This is a genomic window from Steroidobacter agaridevorans (assembly GCF_009932555.1).
Classification (GTDB): domain Bacteria; phylum Pseudomonadota; class Gammaproteobacteria; order Steroidobacterales; family Steroidobacteraceae; genus Steroidobacter; species Steroidobacter agaridevorans.
Map to the genome: position 1 here is coordinate 592,669 of NZ_BLJO01000004.1, position 20,076 is coordinate 612,744.

24 protein-coding genes are annotated in these 20,076 nt (G+C 61.3%); 14 read left to right on the forward strand and 10 right to left on the reverse strand.

Going from position 1 to position 20,076, the window contains the following annotated elements:
- Nucleotides 1–7 precede the first annotated feature (7 nt).
- Both pnuC and GYH35_RS17295 read left to right on the forward strand, forming a co-directional pair.
- The gene (gene pnuC / locus GYH35_RS17290) at nucleotides 8–664 is read left to right on the forward strand and encodes a nicotinamide riboside transporter PnuC (protein WP_202624377.1); all 657 of its coding nucleotides are present in this window, start codon (nucleotides 8–10) and stop codon (nucleotides 662–664) included.
- Between the two features lie 6 nt (nucleotides 665–670).
- Nucleotides 671–1,483, forward strand: a complete 813-nt coding sequence (locus GYH35_RS17295) for a phosphotransferase (protein WP_161811156.1) — start codon at nucleotides 671–673, stop codon at nucleotides 1,481–1,483.
- 1 nt (nucleotide 1,484) lies between these two features.
- Here GYH35_RS17295 and GYH35_RS17300 read toward each other — a convergent pair whose 3' ends face one another.
- Entirely contained in the window at nucleotides 1,485–3,071 is a 1,587-nt protein-coding gene (locus GYH35_RS17300; protein WP_161811157.1) for an HDOD domain-containing protein, read from the reverse strand.
- Nucleotides 3,072–3,278: 207 nt separating this feature from the next.
- A complete protein-coding gene (locus tag GYH35_RS34625) occupies nucleotides 3,279–3,428 on the reverse strand; it encodes a hypothetical protein (protein WP_129775733.1) in 150 nt (49 codons plus the stop codon).
- Between the two features lie 103 nt (nucleotides 3,429–3,531).
- Here GYH35_RS34625 and GYH35_RS17305 point away from each other — a divergent pair, with 103 nt between their 5' ends.
- On the forward strand, nucleotides 3,532–4,263 hold the full coding sequence (locus GYH35_RS17305) for a DUF3025 domain-containing protein (RefSeq protein ID WP_161829059.1): 732 nt from the start codon (nucleotides 3,532–3,534) through the stop codon (nucleotides 4,261–4,263).
- A gap of 32 nt (nucleotides 4,264–4,295) precedes the next feature.
- Nucleotides 4,296–5,018: a prolyl hydroxylase family protein gene (locus GYH35_RS17310; protein WP_202624378.1), complete on the forward strand. Its 723-nt coding sequence runs from the start codon at nucleotides 4,296–4,298 to the stop codon at nucleotides 5,016–5,018.
- Here GYH35_RS17310 and GYH35_RS17315 read toward each other — a convergent pair.
- Nucleotides 5,008–5,715 (reverse strand): GNAT family N-acetyltransferase, encoded by a 708-nt coding sequence (locus GYH35_RS17315; RefSeq protein ID WP_235936799.1) that lies wholly within the window; start codon nucleotides 5,713–5,715, stop codon nucleotides 5,008–5,010. The genes GYH35_RS17310 and GYH35_RS17315 overlap by 11 nt on opposite strands.
- 130 nt (nucleotides 5,716–5,845) lie before the next feature.
- On the opposite strand from GYH35_RS17315, the gene GYH35_RS17320 reads away from it, so the two are divergent.
- The gene (locus tag GYH35_RS17320) at nucleotides 5,846–6,478 is read left to right on the forward strand and encodes a hypothetical protein (protein WP_161829060.1); all 633 of its coding nucleotides are present in this window, start codon (nucleotides 5,846–5,848) and stop codon (nucleotides 6,476–6,478) included.
- Here GYH35_RS17320 and GYH35_RS17325 read toward each other — a convergent pair.
- A complete protein-coding gene (locus tag GYH35_RS17325) occupies nucleotides 6,471–7,400 on the reverse strand; it encodes a cyclase family protein (protein ID WP_161811161.1) in 930 nt (309 codons plus the stop codon). The two genes, GYH35_RS17320 and GYH35_RS17325, sit on opposite strands and share 8 nt — an antisense overlap.
- Nucleotides 7,401–7,522: 122 nt before the next feature.
- On the opposite strand from GYH35_RS17325, the gene GYH35_RS17330 reads away from it, so the two are divergent.
- Entirely contained in the window at nucleotides 7,523–8,173 is a 651-nt protein-coding gene (locus GYH35_RS17330) for a YdeI/OmpD-associated family protein (RefSeq protein WP_161811162.1), read from the forward strand.
- A gap of 6 nt (nucleotides 8,174–8,179) precedes the next feature.
- Here the strand turns inward: GYH35_RS17330 and GYH35_RS17335 are convergent, their stop codons facing one another.
- Complete coding sequence (locus tag GYH35_RS17335; RefSeq protein WP_202624379.1) at nucleotides 8,180–9,190, reverse strand: transporter family protein; 1,011 nt, start codon at nucleotides 9,188–9,190, stop codon at nucleotides 8,180–8,182.
- A gap of 146 nt (nucleotides 9,191–9,336) precedes the next feature.
- Between GYH35_RS17335 and GYH35_RS17340 the strand changes: the two genes are divergently transcribed.
- Nucleotides 9,337–9,789, forward strand: coding sequence for a cupin domain-containing protein (locus GYH35_RS17340; protein WP_161829061.1), 453 nt, complete (start codon nucleotides 9,337–9,339; stop codon nucleotides 9,787–9,789).
- On the opposite strand, the gene sugE is transcribed toward GYH35_RS17340, so the two are convergent.
- Together sugE and GYH35_RS17350 are read right to left on the reverse strand one after the other, a co-directional pair.
- Nucleotides 9,786–10,103: a quaternary ammonium compound efflux SMR transporter SugE gene (sugE, locus tag GYH35_RS17345; protein ID WP_161829062.1), complete on the reverse strand. Its 318-nt coding sequence runs from the start codon at nucleotides 10,101–10,103 to the stop codon at nucleotides 9,786–9,788. The two genes, GYH35_RS17340 and sugE, sit on opposite strands and share 4 nt — an antisense overlap.
- Nucleotides 10,104–10,194: 91 nt before the next feature.
- Complete coding sequence (locus tag GYH35_RS17350) at nucleotides 10,195–12,750, reverse strand: cellulase N-terminal Ig-like domain-containing protein (RefSeq protein ID WP_161829063.1); 2,556 nt, start codon at nucleotides 12,748–12,750, stop codon at nucleotides 10,195–10,197.
- A 108-nt stretch (nucleotides 12,751–12,858) separates the two neighbouring features.
- Between GYH35_RS17350 and GYH35_RS35475 the strand changes: the two genes are divergently transcribed.
- The 4 genes from GYH35_RS35475 (at nucleotide 12,859) to GYH35_RS17370 (ending at nucleotide 15,292) form a co-directional block, all read left to right on the forward strand.
- On the forward strand, nucleotides 12,859–13,098 hold the full coding sequence (locus GYH35_RS35475; RefSeq protein WP_161829159.1) for a YrhB domain-containing protein: 240 nt from the start codon (nucleotides 12,859–12,861) through the stop codon (nucleotides 13,096–13,098).
- A gap of 175 nt (nucleotides 13,099–13,273) precedes the next feature.
- Entirely contained in the window at nucleotides 13,274–13,639 is a 366-nt protein-coding gene (locus tag GYH35_RS17360; protein WP_161829064.1) for an ArsR/SmtB family transcription factor, read from the forward strand.
- Between the two features lie 10 nt (nucleotides 13,640–13,649).
- Entirely contained in the window at nucleotides 13,650–14,126 is a 477-nt protein-coding gene (locus tag GYH35_RS17365; protein ID WP_161829065.1) for an SRPBCC domain-containing protein, read from the forward strand.
- A gap of 80 nt (nucleotides 14,127–14,206) precedes the next feature.
- Nucleotides 14,207–15,292: an ATP-dependent DNA ligase gene (locus tag GYH35_RS17370; protein ID WP_161829066.1), complete on the forward strand. Its 1,086-nt coding sequence runs from the start codon at nucleotides 14,207–14,209 to the stop codon at nucleotides 15,290–15,292.
- Here GYH35_RS17370 and ligD read toward each other — a convergent pair.
- Both ligD and GYH35_RS17380 read right to left on the reverse strand, forming a co-directional pair.
- A complete protein-coding gene (ligD, locus tag GYH35_RS17375) occupies nucleotides 15,247–16,491 on the reverse strand; it encodes a non-homologous end-joining DNA ligase (protein WP_161811170.1) in 1,245 nt (414 codons plus the stop codon). The two genes, GYH35_RS17370 and ligD, sit on opposite strands and share 46 nt — an antisense overlap.
- 59 nt (nucleotides 16,492–16,550) lie before the next feature.
- Complete coding sequence (locus tag GYH35_RS17380; RefSeq protein ID WP_161829067.1) at nucleotides 16,551–17,306, reverse strand: type 1 glutamine amidotransferase domain-containing protein; 756 nt, start codon at nucleotides 17,304–17,306, stop codon at nucleotides 16,551–16,553.
- A 39-nt stretch (nucleotides 17,307–17,345) separates the two neighbouring features.
- Between GYH35_RS17380 and GYH35_RS17385 the strand changes: the two genes are divergently transcribed.
- From GYH35_RS17385 to GYH35_RS17395, 3 genes are read left to right on the forward strand one after another with little or no spacing between them, the layout of a single operon-like run.
- On the forward strand, nucleotides 17,346–18,152 hold the full coding sequence (locus tag GYH35_RS17385) for a carboxylesterase family protein (RefSeq protein ID WP_161829068.1): 807 nt from the start codon (nucleotides 17,346–17,348) through the stop codon (nucleotides 18,150–18,152).
- Nucleotides 18,153–18,161: 9 nt separating this feature from the next.
- Nucleotides 18,162–18,956 (forward strand): hypothetical protein, encoded by a 795-nt coding sequence (locus GYH35_RS17390; protein WP_161829069.1) that lies wholly within the window; start codon nucleotides 18,162–18,164, stop codon nucleotides 18,954–18,956.
- A gap of 14 nt (nucleotides 18,957–18,970) precedes the next feature.
- A complete protein-coding gene (locus GYH35_RS17395; RefSeq protein WP_161811174.1) occupies nucleotides 18,971–19,321 on the forward strand; it encodes a DUF2200 domain-containing protein in 351 nt (116 codons plus the stop codon).
- Between the two features lie 7 nt (nucleotides 19,322–19,328).
- Here the strand turns inward: GYH35_RS17395 and GYH35_RS17400 are convergent, their stop codons facing one another.
- Nucleotides 19,329–19,982, reverse strand: coding sequence for a glutathione S-transferase family protein (locus tag GYH35_RS17400; RefSeq protein ID WP_161811175.1), 654 nt, complete (start codon nucleotides 19,980–19,982; stop codon nucleotides 19,329–19,331).
- Nucleotides 19,983–20,076: the final 94 nt, after the last annotated feature.

Below are 20,076 nucleotides of genomic sequence, written 5' to 3' on the forward strand. Positions count from 1 at the left end.
GCCGTCCATGGAAGAAGCCATCCTCAAGGCATCGCTGGCTCCGGCGCCGATGACGCAAATCATCGTCGAGCAATTCCTGGCAACCTCGCCGTGGGAAGCCGCGGCGTCGCTGATCGGTCTGGCCTACCTGCTGCTTGCAGTACGCCGCAACCTGCTGTGCTGGTTGTGCGCCTTCGTGAGCACCAGCATTTATCTGGTGCTGTTCGCGAAGGCGTCGCTGTACATGCAGTCGCTCTTGCAGGTGTTTTACCTGGTGATGGCGGTGTATGGCTTCATCGACTGGAAGCGCGGACGGACCGAGTCGGGCGAGGTGCGGATCGAGTCGTGGACTGTGAACCAACATGTGATGGTGGCCGCGCTTGTCATAATCGCGACCGCGCTGAACGGCTGGGCACTGTCGCGATGGACCGACTCGCCCGCGCCCTATCTCGATTCTTTCGTCACTTGGGGCAGCATTGTTACCACTTGGATGGTCGCGCGACGCATAATCGAGAACTGGTTGTACTGGATCGTGGTCGACGCCGTCGCTGCCTGGCTGTACTTCAGCCAGGGCCTGCTGGCCACCACGGTATTGTTCATCATCTATCTCGGGATCGTGGTGCGTGGATATTTTGTGTGGCGAAGGGAACAAGCTTTTCAGAGTGCCGCTGCGCCATCGACGTGAGCTGACATGACGTCCGCTGGCACAGCCGCCGGCGCGCTCGATATCGCCGCGCGGGTTCTGGGCATCGCCGTCGAGGCGGTTCTGTCCTGCGAGCCCATCAAGCATGGGCTCACCAATGACAGCTGGCTGGTGCGCACCAAGCAGGACGACGTCGTCGTTCGCATCAGCAATGCCGCCGAGCAGGCGTTGCAGATCGATCGGCAGAGCGAGGCCGCCGTGCTCGCGGTGGTGAGCGAGGCAGGCATCGGGCCGGAAGTGCTCCTGTGCGATCCTGCGCAGCGAGTGCTGGTGACGCGCTATCTCGGCGATACCTGGGCCGAGGCCGATGCCGTACGGGAAGACAACATCCAGCGGCTCGGCCAATTGTTTCGTCGTCTGCATCGCTTGTCGCCGCCGCTCGGCGTCCGTCGCGTGGAGCTGAACGACACGCTCGAAGGCTACTTCCGCACGCTTCAGGAACGCGGTATTCAACCGGCGCTGACGACCAAGTCACTGCGCGAGCGCGCGCTGCAAGTAGCATTGAAGTTGCGCGAGAACTCCGCCGCCACCCTGTGTCATAACGACGTGCATCACCTGAACGTCACCGATGACGGCCAACTGCGGTTGATCGATTGGGAATACGCGGGCGTCGGGCAGCGGCTGTTCGATCTCGCGTCAGTGTGCGTTTATCACAACTACGACAAGCTGCAGCGCGAGCAGCTGCTGAGTGCGTACACCTCGCTCACCGAATTGACGACCTGGCATCGCCTGGAGCTGGCGTGCTGGTTGTTCGACTATGTGCGCGATCTCTGGATGGCGGTCCGAGAAAGCGGCGGCTGATTCAACCGCGCCCTGGTGCGCAATGCTTGAACGCCAGCGTCACCTGACCTCGCAGCGTTCGTAACAATCCAAGTTGTTCGGCATCGATCTTGATGCCGTCGGGCTTGTCCGAGTCCGCGTACAACAGGCCGATCGCCTGTTCCTTCAGCATCACCGGCAGCAGGATGAAACTCTTGGCCCGAATCGCTTTGCGGTGCCAATCCGGAATGCGTTGAGCGATGTTCTCCGCCTGCGCATTTTCGATGACGATGTCGGCGCCTTTCTCGATCGACACATGAAACGCGTCGGGCGCGAACGCCAACGGAAACGAGCACTGAGGAATGACACGCTCGATGTCCGCGCCGAAGCCGAAGCGCGCACGCATCGTGCTCATGCGCCCGTCGCGAATGAAGATCATGGTGCGTGTGAAGCCCATGCCGCGATACATGGTTTCCAGCACCATGTGCAGCAGGTCGTTCAACGAGCAGTCCGAGGCGAGCGCTTCGGTCACGTCGCGAATGCCGGCGGACAGCGCCTGCTGTGGAGTTTCGGCCGCCGCCACTTCCTTTTCTTCCTGCGCGTCGATGGCGTCGACGTGCTGTGTCAGCGGGTCAGGTGCCTTTGCGGTTTCGGTATCCGATGTCTCGCCACCGTCCGGCGCGCTGCCGCTCCAGGCGCGGATCGCTTGCCACGTCGCGTTCTTCTCCGCAGGCACTTCGAGTGCCGTGGTGCGTTCCGCCATCTCCTTGAGACTTTGATCGATGATGGCGGTCAGCTCTCTGGCGTCCAGCTTGATCGCGGGGCTGTAACGCCTGCTCAGTGCGAACAGCGCCGCGGATTTAGCGGATGCAGGCGTGCGTAGCGCGGCGTTGTATAGATCGTTGGCATAGTTGGCGGCGATCTTCAGTCGATCGACATCGGTCGAGGGTGCGGAGATCTCCCGAGCAGAGAGCGTCTCCATGCCTTCGACCAACCGGCCGGGGAAATTCCACTCGCGGGCAACGCTCACGCCCAACTCGCGATAGGACACGCCAAGCACTCGCTCGGCCGCGGCCTCTTCGGGCAGTTCCTTTTCGACCAGCGCGCGAATTTTTTGAATGTCATCGTAGAGGAAGAAGGTCACCAGCAGCCGTCCCAAACTCTGGAACATGGCGCAGATCACCGCTTCCTCGCTATTCGGGATGCCGAGGCGCTGGCCCAGCTGCTTCGACACGACGCCTGCGAAGAACGCGCCGATGAGCTCGTTCTGCAGCGACTTCTCTTGCGGGCGCCCCTTGGCGAACTCCAGCATGGTCAAGGCCATCGCCGTGTTCCGCACTTCGTCGCAGCCCAGGATCATCACCGCTTTGGAGACGGTGCGGATGCGGCCGTGATACTGGCCATAGAGCGCGGAATTGACCACCTGCAGCAGCTTGGTGGTGAGCGAAGCGTCGCGCAGAATGACCTGTGTCAATTGCCTGGTGCTGTGCGACTCGTTGGCGACGACGCTGTTGATGTCGACGATGGTGGTCGACAGCGTCGGAAAGCCAGAGCTGCTGCGCAAACGGCGCAGGATCGCATCCAGTCCAGGCGGTCGATGATCGGCGGGGCGCGTCGGCGTGCTCTTCATGTGTCTCTAATATATCGCGACCGGTGAGCATGCTCGGCCCGCGTTTTCGATTCCGCTGCTGGCTGGTGTGTCTGAAGTGCATCGACCCTGTGAGGGTTTCCTTGAGTGGGGAAGATACGTGCGGCGGGTGTGCGATTGAGACGCACGTCGCACCGCGCCGCCCTTCAGAGCGGCGCATGTCGGCCGATTACCTGCTGCACGCCGTCGTCAATGACGCTTGAAGTACTGCACTTCGCGTTCGTGCTTCTCGGCAGCAGAACGAGTTCTGAACGTGCCGAGATTGCGGCGTTTGCCGGTGCGTGGGTCGGTTTTCCTCGAGTACAGGCGATATTCGCCCGAGGCGAGCTTGCGAATCATGGCGGCTCTCAGCGATCAGGAGACCTGCCACTGAAATCGTCCGCCGTCGTCATGGGTTCCGACCCTAGAATAGGGCGCTGGCTCCCGCACTCATCCATCGCTTATGACGTCTGCACTGGCCTCCTTGGCCGCGGCTTTGAATACACCGGCTCCGTGGCTCTTGCCCTATGCGCGTGTCGCACGAAACGTGCTGGCGGCAGCGAAGTCGGATTCGGTGGCCGACGCGTTGAACGCAGCGGGTGAGGGCGCTGTGCGCTTCGTCGAGCAGGCCGCGTTGCCGGACGGCGAGCCCTACGAATCTTTCATCGCCCGCACGGCCTGTGTTCCCACGCGGGACAACTTGCACGACTTATTCAACGGGCTGATATGGCTCAGTTACCCCACGACCAAGCGGCGCTTGAACGCGATCCACGCCCAGGAGATTGCCGCACGAGGCGGTGCGGTCGGTGCTCGTGGTCCCTTACGCGATGCTCTGACACTGTTCGATGAGAACGCTGCGATACTGCAAGCGCCGCCGACGCTGGTCGAGTCATTGCGCTCGCGTGATTGGAAGGCGCTCTTCATCGATCATCGCGCTGAGTGGCAGTCGGCGCGCCTCGCACTGTTCGGTCATGCGCTGCTCGAAAAGCTGATGCAACCGCGCAAGGCCATCACGGCTCATGTCTGGCTGATCGAGGACTTGACTGACGACGCGATCGCCTCGAGCCTTGCGCGCGCGCGCCTGGCTGCTAAAGACTTCCTGCCCATGCCGGTGCTCGGCGTGCCCGGCTGGTGGTCCGACAATGAAAATCCTGCCTTCTATGACGACGCCGATGTTTTCCGAGTCCCGCGTTGATGTGAGCGGCGTATCTCGCTAGCCTTTTGGTCATGAACTTGCGCGATGGTGTACTGGTGCGGCGAAACGCCGTGGGATCGGCCGATCTCGCGGAGCTCACTCGTTTTCTACGCCGTGCCGGCATGACGGATTCGCCGGTCTCGAATTTCGAGGAGGAGGCGCAGGCCGGCGAAGTGGAGTGGGTGATCAACAAACAGATCCGCGACACGCAGCAGGTGAAGCTCACCAGGGCCATCGAGAAGAAACTCGCGGCCATCGACGATGCCTGTATCGCGTCGATCATCAATCCGTTCTACAAGATCGAAGTGCGCGACTGCGAGCCATCGCAGATTCTCCACTACGGGGTCGGCGGCCACTACATTCCGCACGTCGATGCCGAAACGCTCTACAAGGACGACAACGGCCTCGAGCTGTGGGAAAAGACGCTGGACCGGGACCTGTCGGTCGTCTACTTCATCAACGACGACTTCTCCGGCGGCGAACTGTTCTTTCCCGCCCTCGATCTGGTCATCGAGCCCGAAGCCGGCACGCTGGTCTGCTTCCCATCCGATCACAATTACATCCACGGCGTCCGCCCGGTCACCGCCGGGCATCGCTACACCATCGTCACCTGGATGCGCGTCTCCGGCATGCCGGCGCCGGCCGAGATCAACCAGATGTGGATGGACGAATACCACCGCCACTTTCCCAAGCAGATCGAACAGCCGCCGCGGCTGGGGAAAGGGCGGGGCGTGACCGCTGGAATCACGCGCTAGGAAGATCGGCCAACAGCTTGGCCATGAAGATCTCGTCCGTGTAGTGAGCGTCGCTGGAGCGTTTGTAGGCGGCGCGCATGATGCCCTCCTGCTCGAAGCCGAGTTTGCTATAGAAAGCAAACGCACGCGGGTTGTCGACTTCCAGCATGAGCTCCACCCTGAGCACGCCTTGCGTTTTCAGCAGCGTAAAAATTTGCTCCAGCAGTTGCCGGGCGATTCCCGTGCCGCGCCAGCGAGGCGCGACGGCCAGGGTCCCCAGTGTGGCCACGTGGGAGGCGCGCCCGGGCTGACGCGTGGTTCTGCAGAATGCAGCGATGCTCCCTTCCTGCTCCAGCACATAGAACGAGCGACAATCGACCAGTTCCTGGAAGACCGCACGAAACTCCGCCGCAGACATGGGGTCATAGCCAAGGTACGGGATGACGTCAGGATGCATGTAGATGGAGTACACCGTGTCCTGATCATCCGGCGATGCCAGTCGGAGCATGTTGCGCCTCGCTCTTGTATCGAGGCAATGATACGTCTGCCCGGCATCTTGGCACAGCGAGATAGCTATGCGGCTCATTGGTTGCATTCCATGGTTGGCAGCATTTGCGCTGATGCAAGCGCATCGAGCGGAGTCGGCTAATCCGCTCGGTATTGCTTTCAAGGACACGACGAACGTGTCGCTGTACGCGCAGCCGACGGGAATGATCATCGCCGGACGTTGCAATCGGAATGAGCCGGCGTTCCGGCAGGCTCGAAGTCGCGGGGCGGAGGTTCTTCTCTATATCAGCGCTACAGCTCGTCCGGATCATCGCGTGTGTGCGCTCGATAACGAGTTGTACATGAATGATCCGACACGCGTGCCGTTGTGGCCGTATCCGCGCGAAGGCGAGCGAGTCAGCTATCCGAAGACTCACATGACCGACATGCGGCCGGGCTCGCGCTGGATCCTTCACGTCGTCGACTATGTGGAGCAGTTGATGCGCGATGGCCAGGTCGATGGAGTGTTTCTCGATTCGTTGGGTGCGCGGCCGTGGAACAAGCTGGCTGATTGGGAGAGTTGGCCGCAGCAGGAGAAGGATGCATGGACCGATGGCACCATCGACCTGGTGCGACGACTCGATGAGAAGCGGCGCGCGATCAACCCGGGTTTCATCATCGTTTCAAACGGCGCTTGGGATCGCGGCGATGCGCACGGCCTGAGCGGCGAGCGCTACGTGGACGGCATCATGCTCGAGCATCCGAAGCTGGGATCGAAGTGGCACGAGAAGCAAGCGGGCAAGCCCTTCGGCGATCTGGGGCATCGCCGCGTGCTGGTCGTTGCCCACGGTCCCGACGAGGCGCGGGCATGGGCCAAGGTCAACGGCGTTACCCATGTTTGCTCGCAATTCGGTGCGCAAGAATACGAACATCCGACCGAGCCGCCCGTGCCGTTCGAGCCGCTGCGCGACCGGAAGGCGTCGTCTTCTAAGTAGCGCGCTGACCGGGGATTGTCGCGAACGCGCGCACCGGAAATGTTCCCATTCCTTTCACCTTCGGTGGGACAGCCGTAAAGGTTGCGCCCGTCGCCGGCACCAACTCCAACCCCCGCATGTGTTCGACGATGGGAATGCCCGCGCCCAGCAGCGTGGTATGAACGGGCCGATGGCCGTCGCTGGTGTCATCGATATTGAGAGAATCGATGCCGACGAGCTTCGCGCCTTCCTTCTTCAAATACTCGGCAGCCGCCGCCGTCAGGAATGGGTGGCCTTCGAAGTATTGATCGGTGCGCCAATGACGCGACCATCCCGTGTGAATCAGCACGGCTTTGCTGCGAACATCGACAGCACCGAATGCCTCTGCCGGAATCTTGCGGCCCGACATGCCATCGGCGTGCACGACCACGGCGCTCAATCCAACGAGCGTATCCAACGTTAAACCGGCGATGTCCGTCCCCTCGGGGAAGCGGTGAAACGGGCTATCGATGTAGGTGCCTGTGTTGGAGCACATCGTGATCTTGCCGATCTGGAACTCCGTACCGGGAGAGTACAGAGCTCTGGATTGTGCGCGGCTGAGATGATCGCAGATGATCGGCGCCGGCAGACCCTTGTAGGTGATCATGCCGTCTTCGATGGTGTGGCTGAGATCGATCAGCGTCGCGTGGCTCGCGTTGTCCTCGCCCGGCGTCGACGCGCGCGAGCGTTTGTGAGGTTCGACGATGATGGTCTTGTTCAAGATCGTCACGCGCCCGACCATCAGCAGCCGCAGATCTTGAACGATGTACTGTGCCAGCGCGCTGTCGTCGATGTCGTCGCCTTCGATGTCCAGCCGGAATTCCTGCCCCTGGATGCCGCCGCCATTCAGAAACTCGACTTCGAAATCGAACTGCACACGCTTTTGCCGACCCAGGCCACTCATCGAACAACCTCAACACGATGGACGATGCAGTATCCACGACCGCAGGACGGCGCACCATCGAAAAGAATTGAAGGACATTTAAGTTAGACTACGCGACGGAACTGAAGGAGAGCGGCACGCCGATGGCACAGGTGATTCCCGATCCGAAAAAGATCAAAAGCTTCCGCTCGGCCGCCGAGTTCGAGAAGTGGCTGAGCAAGCAGCACGACCGCGAGGACGAGCTGTGGCTGCGAGTTTTCAAGAAGGACTCCGGCCAGCCGACCGTGACCTGCGCCGAGGCGCTGGATGTAGTGCTGTGCTGGGGCTGGATCGATGGTCTTCGCAAGTCCTACGACGAAATCTCCTTTCTGCAACGCTATTCGCCCCGCAAGCCGAAAAGCATCTGGAGCGACATCAACCGCAAGAATGTCGCGCGTCTGACTGCGGCCGGTCGTATGACGCCGCATGGTCAAAAGCATATCGATGCCGCGAAGGCCGACGGCCGTTGGGATGCCGCCTACGCGCCGATTCGCAGCGCCTCCGCGGACACCATTCCCAAGGATCTCCGTGCCGCCATCGACGCAAACGCTCGCGCGCGCAAGACCTTCGAATCGCTCAACCGCCAGAACTTGTTCTCGCTGATCTTCCGGACCAACAACATGAAGACGCCGGCGGGCCGGGCGAAGAAAATCGAGACGTTGGTGGCGATGCTGGCGAGAGGCGAGACCATTGTCCCGCAGCGGCTCGAGAAGAAGCCGGTCGCGAAGCGGGCGAAGGCGAAGAAGAGAAGCTGAGATCGATCAGAACACCATGTTGATCGCCGCGACCGGAGTAATCGTTGCACTCGTATTGCGCCCGGCGACGAACCATCGCGCGCCGGCGATGACGCCGACGCGACTGGTGACGTTATATTCGATGGCGGGTGCAACGCCGAAGCGCCACGCCGAACCGAAGTCTTCGTCGATGCGCTGTATGTTGCCGGTGGCCGGGTCGGTCTGGAGGCCATCCACTCGCGTGCTCGCGTCGTGTTGGTAGATGAGGTCGATGGCGAACACCCACTCGCGAGTGATGCTGTATTCCCAGGCGGAGTTGATGGTGAGCACATCGCCTGGACTCGCAGTTCCGCGGAAGCCGGCGTTCGTGCCATAGACGCTGACATCCTCGATGTCCACGTCGTCCGATAGCGCATACGATACGTTGAAGCGACTGCGGAGGATGCGGCCGTTCGGCATCCAGACGTAGTACTGCGAGTAGAGCGCCAGCGTCGTGGTGTTCGCGCCGGCACCGAGTCCGTCATTCACATTCTCGCCCAGGCGATCGTACTTGCCCGTCGGCAGCGTCTGCTGAACGACCAAAGAAACGGTCGGAATGGGGCTGCCCTGTTGAAATTGCGTCAGGCGATATTGTCCTTGCACCGAGACATCGCCGAGCTGAATGCCCGAGCTGTCCCGGCCGCCGCTCACATTGTTGTAGCCGAACGTCGGGATCAGGCCCGCCGTAAATCGATCGGTCACCCCGTAGAGAATGTAGGTCAAGGATCCGTATGAGTGCGTGCGTGCCGCGCTTCGCTCATCGCCATCGTTATCGTAGCGGCCGTAGCGAATCACATCGTAGATGTAAGGTTCGACCAAGGCATGGCCTTGTGGGAGCGTGCCTGCGCCGGCCGCGATGATCGGGCCGGTCCACCAGGCGTCGTCGAGCGATTGTTGCGACACTGCCTCGGTCGATTGGCCTTCTTCCGCCGCGACTGCATGGCTTGGGAGCAAGCCGACGATCGCGACGATCGATGTATACAGCCGGGAAATGTTCAAGTTGAGTGTCCGTTGGCCAGGATAGGCGATGATTCTCACGAAGCGGCTGCGCTGGCACACTCCGGTTCTTGTCCGGACGCTAGCAGCTAATGCTGACTGCGGATGTCTATTTTCCTTCGGCAGTTATTGAAGAGGGTGAAGCAATCATGCCCAAGGTCGACATTTCCAAAGTGACCGTGCGGAAGGGTTGCCCCTATCCACCGCCCTTCGATGCGCCCTGCGCCGAACGCACTCGTCGTCGCTTGGGCGACGCGGGTGGCCTGCGCGACTTTGGCGTGAATCTCATGACGCTGCCACCCGGCAACTGGTCGAGCCAGCGTCACTGGCACAGTCACGAAGATGAATTCGTTTATGTCCTCGAAGGCGAGCTGACGCTCGTCGAAGACGGCGGCGAGACCGTACTACGCAAAGGCGACTGCGCGGCGTTTCCGAAAGGCACCGGCAACGGTCATCATCTGATCAACAAATCCGCCACGGTCGCCGTCTATCTGGAGATGGGCTCGCGCCACCTGGAGGACGTCATCAACTACTCCGAGATCGACATGATGAGCGCCAACACCGACGGGCGCTTCGTGCACAAGGACGGCACGCCGTACTAAGGCGTTGCCAGCTTGAGCCCGACGATGCCCGCGATGATGAGCGTCAGGCTGGCAATCCGTCCGGCATTGGCGGGCTCGCCAAGCACCAGAATGCCCATGATCGCCGTCCCGACCGCTCCGATCCCCACCCACACCGCATAGGACGTCCCGACCGGCAGCGATTTCATCGCGATTCCCAGCAGGACGATGCTGACGAGCATGGCGGTGAGCGTAACGGCGGTCGGCCAGAAGCGCGTGAAACCCTCCGTGTGCTTGAGCCCGATCGCCCAGACGATCTCGCACAAGCCCGCAATGATGAGCATCAACCAGGCCATGTAACCCCCTTTGGTTCGATCGAAGCAGCGTCACTATGAGATGTAGGCAGCTTCAAGACGAACCAAGGGGGCGAATTGTGACAGAGCGGCCTCAAGGGCTGACTGCTGTCGGCTCGTGCTCCCGATACAACTTATCCACCGCGAGCGCGAGGAACATGTAGTTCGTCTCGCCGCCGCCCATCACATATTCGGTCTGCTGCCAGAAATACGGCCACACTTTCAGCTCGGGCAGATCGGGACGGACCAGGTTCGTTCCCGAGACCACCCCGCCCGGGATGTACGACCAGTCGGCGCGATTGGTGCCATAGGCGGTCGTGACCGAGTGCGCGCCGACGCCGGAGACGAACGACGCAGTGTTCGAGCCCGGGTGGACGCCCAGCACGAAGTTGAGTGCGTTGACGTATGAGTCGACGCTCGTGAGCTTGGGCCAGCCCTTCTGGAAGAAGTACTGTTGCACGCCGCGCTTCTGAATGTCCCAGCCCGCGCCCCAGATGTTCGGTTCATAGGGCACACCGTAGGGCGAGTCGGTGCGTGCGCGAGCGCTGACGCCTTGTTGATATTCAGCGACCGCCTTGGTGACGCGTGCAACGAAACGTTTCGGCAAGCGATCCAGGATCGACGCCAGCATCCAGGCGCTGTCCTTGGGTTGCGCGACGATGAACGGTTCCATCGCAACCAGTTCCTGCACGTAGCGCGCGTCATTGGTCGATTGAATCAATTCCGCAAGAGCGAACACACGCGCCGCTCCCTTGTTTCTATCTGACGCCCGGGCGACGAGCTCCTTCGCGACCGACGTTGCCTCGTCGGCGAGCTGCGAGTTGTAGCCCTGCAGGACACGGCCGGCGGCAAGCAAGCCGGCGGCGACGTGCAACTCGCGCTCCGGATTGTCTTCGGTGAACACCCAGCGATCGTCCGCGACGATGGGCTGACCGTTATTGTCGACGCCGAGTCCGGCGACCGGTTTGCTCACGGCGTTGTCCGTTTGAACAGCCGCATCTCCAAGCAGAACATAGGCCCGCAGGTCCGGCTCGATGATGCCGCGATACAGTCGCCCCAGCGCTCGATAGCCGCCCAGCACGCTCAGCAATCCATGTTCGATCTGCTGGAGCGCATCGTTCTTGCCGTCGGCGTCCCGGATCTCTACCTGCTGGCGCGACTGATCGATCGTGGTGGCGTCGTAGTCGAGACCGAATTCCTCGATCATCTTCGCCAACAGCCAGACCGTGCCGATTTGCGACTCGACCCGCAGATCAAAGTCGCCGGCGTCGTGCCAGCCGCCTGCCGCGAGGCCAGGCACGGACTCTCCGGGCCGAAACCGGGACAGCGTGCTCGGCCCCTGCACGTAGCCATCGAAATGATTGAGATTGACGGGCGCCATCAACGCGTCGTCCTGGTGATCCAAGCCGTGCCACACACGATACTTTTCGCTCACGCGCATATGGCACATCTGCGCAGGCAGGAAATATTCCAGCGTCGGTTGCCAGACGTGCCGTGCATATACATCGTCACCGATGCGGAATGGATGTGAAGTTTTGGCGCCGTAGCTGAGCACATACATGCCGGGATCGCGGACCGCGCTGAAGTCGACGGCGGCGTAGCGATAGCGCAGAAAGTTTCCCCAGGCGGTCGGCGTGAGCGAGAGCACTTCCTGTGAGCCGTTCTCGGTGAGACGGAGCAGGCGCGCCGGGTGTAATGTCATCTCCCGCGCGTCCAGCTCGATGATCGCTCGTTTGGGCTGAGCCGGCGCATAACCCACTTGAGAGACCTGGATCACCGGCTCGTAGCGCCAGTTCGCAACTGTGTGTGGCGTGACGACCCACTCCAGAGCGCGTGTCGCCGCTCCAGCCTCGAGCGCACCGCGAACAATGAACCATCCATTGTTGTGATTACTGCGACCGTCGATGAGCTCCAACGAGCCCGTGACGCTTTCGATCGACAGTCGCTGCAGATCGGACTCGGCGGCGACAACCAGACGCTTGCCGATCGCGAGCGGCGCGGTCAATCCGCTGTCCGGGGTGGCCGTAGGTGAATTGGCTTGCCGCGGGATCGAAGCAGCGGCGTCGGAAATGGAGCTCGAAACGAGCGGGCCGCCAGGCTGGCGTGGGAAGATGCCGCCGACGGCGTCCATCAGCCAGGATTTCCCGAACAGATCGGTAGGAAACAATTCCAGATTGAAGCCGACTCGTCCCACCCACTCCTGCGGCAATGGCTTCTCTAGATCCACGCGAATGCGAAAGGCTCCGTTGCGCTCGGGCGTGACGCGCACCCAGTAGCCGAGCTGCAGATCCGGATAAAAGATCGGATTGAAACCTCGCCGATTCTTCTCCGGGTCGGGATAGGAGAGGTACTGACGGATCGTCGCGCTGTCCTCGTCGACGGTGCGTTCGCCCCCTTTAGGCATCGGCGACCATTGCCCCGGCGATTTCTCGAGCCGCACGTCACCGTTCGCGGCCACCCTCGTGCCATGTTGAATGATCGTGACACCGGTTTGATGGCCGTCCGGGTAGATGTCGGAGAAGACGAACACGTCCAGGCCCGGGCGCGTGAGGTAGCCGCGCTCGTGCAAGCGCAGGGAGGAGTTGTCTTGCGCTGGAGTGACGCACGGGGCGAAGGCCAGGCAGAGGCCCAGGAATAGTTGTAGCTTCATTCGACCGATATCCCCAAATGGTACCGCTAGCACTACAACGTAACGCGTGGGGCGGGTTGACGCCAGGGGCTTCGTGAGTTGCAGTCTGGGGAGGCGCGGATGAACAAGATGGCAGTTACATTGGAGCAGGCGAGAGAGCTCGTCAGGCGGAAGTTGGATGCGATGCCTGGCGGGAGCCGGTTTCGCATACTCGATGAGAGCGTCTCAGAGCTCCAGGAAGGCTGGATATTTGGCTACCAGAGTGCCGACTTCCTGGAAACAGGCGATATTTCCAAGGCCCTGGCCGGGAACGTCCCCATGTTTGTAACGGTGCCTCGACGGCGAGCGATGCGTCCTGAGGGCTCCTGACATCGAACAAGCAAAATTGATGGTTACGACGCTTGAGTCCGCGGGCTTCGTGTCATGTGTCCGCTTTGCCCGCGCGCTGAATCAGCGATTAGTGCATAACTCGTGAAGCCTTGATTCGAGCGCGCCTGCAACCTCCTCTTGCGCGCCGCCTATCCGTGGGTACATACTGAACCTCATGGTTCAGTATACGAATGCCTCCCTCGATGCCTCCTTCGCTGCGCTCTCGGACGTCACCCGACGTGGTGTTCTGGAGCAACTCGGCAGTGCGGAAGCATCAATCACGGATCTCGCCGCGAAGTTCAACATGAGCCTCACCGGCATGAAGAAGCATGTCGGCGTCCTGGAGCACGCCGGCCTCGTCACCACGGAGAAGATCGGGCGCGTGCGGACCTGCAAGATCGGCCCGCGGCGACTGGAGGAGGAGATGGCGTGGATCGATAAGTACCGCCAACTTTGGGCCGCGCGCTTCGACGAGTTGGACAAGGTTGTCGAGGAAATGAAACGGAAGGAGAAGGTCAATGGGCGGAAGAAGAGAAAGTGAGCACGCAACCATGAAGAACATCACGACTGTCGAAAAGAAATCCGACCGTGAGATTCTCGTCACGCGAACGTTCAACGCACCGGCGCGTCTCGTATTCGAGGCGTGGACCAGGCCCGAGCTGATGAAGCTATGGTGGGTGCCGAAATCGATGGGCATGTCCCTGCTCTCCTGCGAGATGGATGTTCGCGTCGGGGGCAAGTACCGCCTCGTGTTCGGCCAGGGTATGGAGTTTTTCGGTCGGTACCTCGAAGTAACGCCGCATTCGCGCATCGTCTGGACCAATGAAGAAGGTGGTGAGGATGGTTCCGTCACGACGGTGACCCTGGAGGAGAAAGGCGGCAAGACGCTGCTGGTCATGAGTGAGCTATATCCGTCGAAGGAAGCGCTCGACGCTGCCGGCACCGGGGCGGCGGATGCCACGCATGAAACGTTCACGCAGCTCGACGAGCTACTCGTCGAGTTGGCCGCGAGCGCGGAACGGTCGTAAAAGCCCGCCTTCCGACGAAACTCGGACTGTTGGTTTGATCGCATGCGGAACGGCGCATCGCCTGAGGCCGTTCCACTTGAATGAATGACTCTTCGCCCGTAAAGCCTCCGGTCGAGCCCATGCTCGCGAAGCTCGCTGACGAGCTGCCGGCAGGGGACTACCTATATGAACCGAAATGGGATGGCTTCCGGGCGATCGTGTTCCGTAGCAAAGACAGCGTCTATCTGCAGAGCCGGGACTCCAGGCCGCTGGATCGTTATTTCCCGGAACTGCACGACGTGCTGCTCGATCGCTTGCCAAAAAACTGCGTGGTGGACGGCGAGATCGTGATCGCTACGACCGGCGGGCTCGATTTCGATGCGCTTCAGCTGCGGCTGCATCCGGCGGCATCGCGTGTGGCGAAGCTTGCGAAAGAAACACCGTCCGCTTTTGTCGCGTTCGATGTACTGGCGGCGGCAGGGCGTAATCTCATGGGCGAACCGCAAGCGACACGGCGTGCTGCTCTGGAAAAGTTGCTCGGGGATGTTGCGCCTCCCGTCTATCTGACGCCGGTCACACGCGACCGGGCGATCGCACTCGACTGGCTGACGCGCTTCGAAGGCGCTGGCCTGGATGGCGTGATTGCGAAGCCGGAGTCGGGTGTGTATCAGCCGGCCAAGCGCGCGATGATCAAGGTGAAACACGCGCGCACGGCGGATTGCGTGGTGGCGGGATTCCGCTATCACAAGAGCGGCAAGGATGCGGTGGGCTCGTTACTGCTCGGTCTCTACGATGACGATGGAGTGCTCCAGCACGTTGGAGTCACGTCATCGTTCACGATGGCAGTGCGCCGGCAGCTCGTAAAAGAGCTTGCGCCGCTGCGCAAGAATGCAATGGTCGACCACCCGTGGCGCGAATGGGCAGGCGCGGCCGCGGAATCGAGTCGCATGCCCGGCGGTCAGAGTCGCTGGAGTGCGGGCAAGGACTTGTCATGGGAGCCGCTGAGGATCGAGCGCGTCTGCGAGGTGAAGTACGATCACATGCAGGGCGATCGGTTCCGGCACGCGGCAATTTTTCTGCGCTGGCGACCTGACAAGCCGCCACATGACTGCCGTTACGATCAGCTCGAAGTGACCAAACCTTACGAGCTCGAGCGCATCTTCTCATCCGGATCGAGCGGTTCCTGAGGCGGCCGCAGCGCTTCGGGGACGTGCTGCAGATTGATGCGAGTCCGCGTCCACGTCGTGTATCGCCCGCGCATCGCATCGACGAGTATGTCAGCGGGTTGCAAATGAGCTGCTGCTTCCGGGTGTCGCGCCTTCCAGCGTTCAACGCCCGCTACAGCATCTTCTTTACGGCGTGCGCGCCCAATCTCGATCAGGGGCAGTTTGGATTTGCGCTTGGAGGGTTGAACGCGAGGAGGCTCCGAGTCCTGCCGGCGATAGTGTGGCGGCCAGGGCGCGTCGCCCAAGCCCTGGCGCTCGAAGAGCTCGAGCAGGCCTTCGATGGAGCCGGCGTGCTCATCGATGCGTGCATGCAGGTCGCCTGACTTCTTGAAGCGTGCCGGCATCGTGGCGAGGGTGAAGTCCGCAGGATCGCAAATCTCGACCTCATCCCACGAGAGCGGCGCCGAGACCCGCGCGTCAGGCCTGGGCCGTACTGAATATGCGCCGGCGACGGTGCGGTCCTTGGCGTTTTGGTTGTAATCGACGAAGACCCCCTGGCGCTCTTCCTTCCACCACTTGCTCGTCGCGAGTTTCGGCGCGCGGCGCTCCACTTCGCGCGCCAGCGCAAGAGCTGCGAGGCGGACTTCATCGAAGGTCCAGCGCGGCTCGATACGTACGCATACGTGCATGCCGCGCGAGCCCGACGTCTTCGGCCAGCCAACAAGTTTGAAATCATCGAGTACAGCTCGAGCGATGGCTGTAACTTCCTGGACCTGCTGCCACGTCACGCCGGGTACGGGATCCAGATCGATGCGCAGTTCGTCGGGATGATCGAGATCCTCGGCTCGCACAGGATGAGGATGCAGTTCGAGGCATGCGAGATTCGCGAGCCACGCCAGCGCGGCAGCGTCACGAGGCACCACTTCATCCGCAGCCCGGCCCGAAGGGAAATGCAATTCGACCACTTCGATCCACGGCGGGCGGCTGGCAGGCGCGCGCTTCTGATAAAAGTGATCGCCTTCGATCCCGTTCGGGTAGCGCACCAGCATATTCGGTCGCCCGCCAGCGCCTCGCAGCGCTCCTTCGCTCACCGCAATGTAGTAACGAACCAGATCGAGCTTCGTGTGCTTCGGCTCCGGGAACAGCACTTTCTGCGGATTCGAGATCGCGATCTCACGCCCCGCGACGGTAAGGCTTTCAGCTGCGCTCTGCTTGGCCATACCGATGGAACGATGGCGGCGCCGGAGGGTTCCCTCTCCGATCGAAGGGCAGGCGACGGCTATTTCATGAGGTTGACCATTTCCTGAGCAACGGCCGCGGACGACGGCAAGAACATCGCTGTAACGATTCTGCTGTCGATGACCACATCGTGTTTGTCGGGCAGCTCCTCCTTGCTCACGAACAGCGCACCCCGGGCGCGCAGCCGGTCTTCGACCCGAAATGGCAGCAGCGTTCCGCCCTTGGTCCATTTGCTTCTTTGCTCGGTCGAATTGGGAAAGCCTGTGACTCGCTTGCCGGCCACCAGATAGCGGCCATCGGAGAGCTTCACGTTGCCCAAACTGGCCGGCCCGTGCCCGCCGCCGCCAACGATTCCGCCCTTCTCGTAAACTCGCGCGATGATGGACATCAAGCGGTGGTCCTCGGCCACGTCGAACAGGGTGCCGGTGCCGCCGCCGATGAACACGGCCCTGTAGCCATGCGCGTCGATCGATTCTGGCTTGAGCGTCCGGTCGGCTTTCTGCCGGAAGCCTTCATACTTGATCGTGTAATGGACCATGCCGGGCGGATCGGTCTCGTCGGCATCCAGGGAAAACGACACCGGGCCGCCGTGGGGCGAGACGAAGTCCACGCTCAGGCCGTGCATCACAAATATATGATGCGGCTCGGCGTACTCCCACAAGTTATTCTTGGCCTTGAACTCGCCGGCGGATGCGCCGTTCGAGAGAATCATCAGGACCTTGCCGCTGACCTCCGTGGCCGAAACGATCGGACTCGCCAGCATGCCGAGAAGCAGTAGAGCGCGCACCACCTTCATTCGGTTCTCCTTCGAGCATCCCGGCGCGCCAGCAATCCCATGCAAGCGAAACGGGTTTTCTTTACAGGCATGATTATTATCGTTGCATTGTTTGTCGCACTGGTAGCGGCGCCACTGGCGAGCTTCGCCAATGACAATGCGATCCTCGATGGGTTCGTTGCACGCGAGTATCAGAGCGCGGCGGGAGTGAAGCTGCCGTACCGCCTCTACCTTCCAGGCGCCGCTAAACGCGATCAGGCGCTGCCCTTGATCTTGTTTTTGCATGGGAGCGGCGGCGCCGGCACGGACAACCGCAAGCAGGTTTCGGGTGGCAATACGGACGGCACCCATATCTGGATCGAACCGGCGATGCAGGAACGACATCCCGCGTTCGTGCTCGCGCCACAGATTCCTGAGACATCGAGATGGCATTCGTCGAGCGATGAACCTTTGCCTCATGTCGCGGCACTTTTGGAACTGCTGGGCGAGCTGAGTTCGGAGCTGCGTATCGACACGGGTCGGGTCTATGTCATCGGGCAGTCAAGGGGTGGTTTTGGCGCCTGGGATCTGATTGCGAGATATCCCGACATCTTCGCCGCTGCGATCCCTTTGTGCGGCGGCGGAGATACAAAACGAATTCTGTCGGCGCGCGATGTAGCAGTATGGGCATTTCATGGCGCGGAAGACACCACGGTCCCCGCATCACACTCGCGCGAAATGGTCGCAGCGCTGCGAACCGTTAATTCGTCGGTCAGGTATACGGAGTACCCGGGCGTGGGCCACGACGTGTGGACCCGCGCGTTCCGGGAGCGGGACTTGCTGGAGTGGCTGTTCGCGCAGCGACGGCCTGATCCGAAGTCGCTATGATGCCGGCTCATGAACGTAGCACGTGTTCTCCTGCTGGCAATCGCGATGGTGTCGGTGAACCCTGTGTTTGCCGATCGGGCGCGGTATGGCGACAAAAAGGATCTCACAGCGCACAGCCCGACCCTGACGGTCCGCCATCGGCACGATTGGTCGCTGGTGCTGGAGCAGCTGAGGTTCTCGCTCGACAATCCGTTTGGCGTGGAGCCGAATGTGTCGAGTCTCGAATTTTTCGAACGCGACAAGTCGATTGCGCGAGTGCCGAGTCCGGCCCTGACGTATCTGCATATAACGCCGGATTCGCGGTACGTCGTGGGGCTGTCGAGAATCAAAGCCATGAACGACGTGCAGCTCGTGGTGTTCGATCGCAACGCGAAGCTGCTCCTGCACCGACACATTTCCGCCGAGGTCTTTGCAGTATCGGCAGAGGCTTATCTAAAGCTTCGGGTAACCCACGCCAAAACTTTTGCCGAGTTCGATGAGCTCTATCGATTTACGCAAACCCCATATGCCTGGCGCGAAGGGAACACCGTTTATCTGGACCTTTGGTATGGAACAACGGAGCCGGGTTGGTCCCGACTCATCGAGGACGTGATGCCCGGCAGGCGTGCATCGCCGTATTCCCCGAACTTCTATGGCTCGGTAACCAACGCCATCTACTGGTACCACCAAGCCGATCCTGCACCCAGAATCGTCGAGCGCGACGGCCGGCCCGAACTGATCAAGCTGCGCGATCCGGAGGGCATCGAGATGTCGATTCCGTTCCGACTCACGCCGGCACACCAGGCTGACGCTGCGAAGCGCTGATTCGGAGAGCGACCATGACCAACGATCGATTGTTTGCGTTGACGTTCGCGAAGGTCTACCCGCTGTACGTGCAAAAGGCGGAACGTAAGAATCGCACCAAGGCGGAAGTGGACCGGATCATCTGCTGGCTGACCGGCTACAGCCAGGCGCAGCTGGAGCGGCAGATCGAGCAGGAGAGCGATCTCAAAACGTTCTTTGCCCGGGCGCCCGCCTTTCACCCGAACAGCTCGCTGATCAAAGGCGTGATCTGCGGGGTTCGGGTGGAAGAAATCGAGGATCCGCTGATGCAGAAGATTCGCTACCTGGACAAGCTCATCGATGAGCTCGCCAAGGGCAAAGCGATGGAGAAGATTCTGCGGGAGTAACTCGTCTTCAGCCTTTCGTTTGCGTGGCGGTGAAAACCGCCAGTTGATCGGCGAAAGCGCGCTGGTATGCCGGACGCGCTTCGCCGCGTGCGATATAGGCGCCAACATTCGGATAGTTCTCCAGTCCACCCCCTCCACGCAACCGGCGCAGCACCGTCACCATCAGCAGGTCACCGGCGCTGAACTCACCGTCGAGCCATTCGGCATCGCCCAGGTGATTGGAAAGTTCGCCCAGCCGTGCGCGCACGCGGTCGTCGAGCATGGTCTGGCGCTCGGCATACCAGCTCTTGTCGCGCTCCAGGATTATCGCCATCGAGCGCTCGACGATGGGCGGCTCAACGGTATTGAGCGCGGCAAACATCCATGCGATCGCGCGTGCGCGGGCATTTGCATCCTCCGGCAGCAGGCCGCCATGGCGCTCGGCGATGTGGAGCACGATCGCCCCAGATTCGAACAGGGTGAGGTCGCCAGCCTCGTAGGTCGGAATCTGACCGAATGGATGAAGCCTGCGATGCGCACGCTCCTTCATCCCGGCGAACGAGACCAGGCGGACGTCGTAAGGCTGGCCCACTTCTTCCAGCGCCCATCGAACGCGCATATCGCGCGCCAGCCCCTGGCCGCGGTCGGGAGATTGTTCAAAAGCGGTGATGGTGGGGTTCATTGGGGCGCTCCAGGGGATCCGCGATGTCTCAAGGACGAACGAGCCGGGCTGAAGCCGACAGCCGGTTGACGCATGTTCAACGTTGCTCGGATGT

Bases quoted from the DNA above. Each gene is read 5' to 3' on its own strand.
- pnuC (WP_202624377.1), top strand. From the start codon at position 8: ATGGAAGAAGCCATCCTCAAGGCATCGCTGGCTCCGGCGCCGATGACG.
- GYH35_RS17295 (WP_161811156.1), top strand. From the start codon at position 671: ATGACGTCCGCTGGCACAGCCGCCGGCGCGCTCGATATCGCCGCGCGG.
- GYH35_RS17300 (WP_161811157.1), bottom strand. From the start codon at position 3,071: ATGAAGAGCACGCCGACGCGCCCCGCCGATCATCGACCGCCTGGACTG.
- GYH35_RS34625 (WP_129775733.1), bottom strand. From the start codon at position 3,428: ATGATTCGCAAGCTCGCCTCGGGCGAATATCGCCTGTACTCGAGGAAA.
- GYH35_RS17305 (WP_161829059.1), top strand. From the start codon at position 3,532: ATGACGTCTGCACTGGCCTCCTTGGCCGCGGCTTTGAATACACCGGCT.
- GYH35_RS17310 (WP_202624378.1), top strand. From the start codon at position 4,296: ATGAACTTGCGCGATGGTGTACTGGTGCGGCGAAACGCCGTGGGATCG.
- GYH35_RS17315 (WP_235936799.1), bottom strand. From the start codon at position 5,715: ATGATCATTCCCGTCGGCTGCGCGTACAGCGACACGTTCGTCGTGTCC.
- GYH35_RS17320 (WP_161829060.1), top strand. From the start codon at position 5,846: ATGAATGATCCGACACGCGTGCCGTTGTGGCCGTATCCGCGCGAAGGC.
- GYH35_RS17325 (WP_161811161.1), bottom strand. From the start codon at position 7,400: ATGAGTGGCCTGGGTCGGCAAAAGCGTGTGCAGTTCGATTTCGAAGTC.
- GYH35_RS17330 (WP_161811162.1), top strand. From the start codon at position 7,523: ATGGCACAGGTGATTCCCGATCCGAAAAAGATCAAAAGCTTCCGCTCG.
- GYH35_RS17340 (WP_161829061.1), top strand. From the start codon at position 9,337: ATGCCCAAGGTCGACATTTCCAAAGTGACCGTGCGGAAGGGTTGCCCC.
- sugE (WP_161829062.1), bottom strand. From the start codon at position 10,103: ATGGCCTGGTTGATGCTCATCATTGCGGGCTTGTGCGAGATCGTCTGG.
- GYH35_RS17350 (WP_161829063.1), bottom strand. From the start codon at position 12,750: ATGAAGCTACAACTATTCCTGGGCCTCTGCCTGGCCTTCGCCCCGTGC.
- GYH35_RS35475 (WP_161829159.1), top strand. From the start codon at position 12,859: ATGGCAGTTACATTGGAGCAGGCGAGAGAGCTCGTCAGGCGGAAGTTG.
- GYH35_RS17360 (WP_161829064.1), top strand. From the start codon at position 13,274: ATGGTTCAGTATACGAATGCCTCCCTCGATGCCTCCTTCGCTGCGCTC.
- GYH35_RS17365 (WP_161829065.1), top strand. From the start codon at position 13,650: ATGAAGAACATCACGACTGTCGAAAAGAAATCCGACCGTGAGATTCTC.
- GYH35_RS17370 (WP_161829066.1), top strand. From the start codon at position 14,207: ATGAATGACTCTTCGCCCGTAAAGCCTCCGGTCGAGCCCATGCTCGCG.
- ligD (WP_161811170.1), bottom strand. From the start codon at position 16,491: ATGGCCAAGCAGAGCGCAGCTGAAAGCCTTACCGTCGCGGGGCGTGAG.
- GYH35_RS17380 (WP_161829067.1), bottom strand. From the start codon at position 17,306: ATGAAGGTGGTGCGCGCTCTACTGCTTCTCGGCATGCTGGCGAGTCCG.
- GYH35_RS17385 (WP_161829068.1), top strand. From the start codon at position 17,346: ATGCAAGCGAAACGGGTTTTCTTTACAGGCATGATTATTATCGTTGCA.
- GYH35_RS17390 (WP_161829069.1), top strand. From the start codon at position 18,162: ATGAACGTAGCACGTGTTCTCCTGCTGGCAATCGCGATGGTGTCGGTG.
- GYH35_RS17395 (WP_161811174.1), top strand. From the start codon at position 18,971: ATGACCAACGATCGATTGTTTGCGTTGACGTTCGCGAAGGTCTACCCG.
- GYH35_RS17400 (WP_161811175.1), bottom strand. From the start codon at position 19,982: ATGAACCCCACCATCACCGCTTTTGAACAATCTCCCGACCGCGGCCAG.